Raw genomic sequence first — 759 nt, 5'->3', positions numbered from 1 at the left:
ACATGAACCCATTCAAAGGCCGGCATTTTCAGCGTGACATCATTCTGTGGGCCGTACGCTGGTACTGCAAATACGGCATCAGTTACCGTGAGCTGCAGGAGATGCTGGCTGAACGCGGAGTGAATGTCGATCACTCCACGATTTACCGCTGGGTTCAGCGTTATGCGCCTGAAATGGAAAAACGGCTGCGCTGGTACTGGCGTAACCCTTCCGATCTTTGCCCGTGGCACATGGATGAAACCTACGTGAAGGTCAATGGCCGCTGGGCGTATCTGTACCGGGCCGTCGACAGCCGGGGCCGCACTGTCGATTTTTATCTCTCCTCCCGTCGTAACAGCAAAGCTGCATACCGGTTTCTGGGTAAAATCCTCAACAACGTGAAGAAGTGGCAGATCCCGCGATTCATCAACACGGATAAAGCGCCCGCCTATGGTCGCGCGCTTGCTCTGCTCAAACGCGAAGGCCGGTGCCCGTCTGACGTTGAACACCGACAGATTAAGTACCGGAACAACGTGATTGAATGCGATCATGGCAAACTGAAACGGATAATCGGCGCCACGCTGGGATTTAAATCCATGAAGACGGCTTACGCCACCATCAAAGGTATTGAGGTGATGCGTGCACTACGCAAAGGCCAGGCCTCAGCATTTTATTATGGTGATCCCCTGGGCGAAATGCGCCTGGTAAGCAGAGTTTTTGAAATGTAAGGCCTTTGAATAAGACAAAAGGCTGCCTCATCGCTAACTTTGCAACAGTGCC

At 52.8% G+C, this 759-nt stretch carries 1 protein-coding gene; it reads left to right on the top strand.

Annotated elements, in window-relative coordinates:
* Window positions 1-2: 2 nt before the first annotated feature.
* Window positions 3-707, top strand: a complete 705-nt coding sequence (locus tag ACVCAM_RS26470) for an IS6-like element IS26 family transposase (protein WP_001067855.1) — start codon at window positions 3-5, stop codon at window positions 705-707.
* Window positions 708-759 lie beyond the last annotated feature (52 nt).

It is taken from the genome of Enterobacter sp. CFEC122, from assembly GCF_052983755.1.
The sequence above is the reverse complement of the archived record's forward strand: the minus strand, read 5'-3'. Positions and strand labels throughout refer to the sequence as shown.

Excerpts from the sequence above, each read along its gene's own strand:
- ACVCAM_RS26470 (WP_001067855.1), top strand. The coding sequence starts at position 3 with ATGAACCCATTCAAAGGCCGGCATTTTCAGCGTGACATCATTCTGTGG.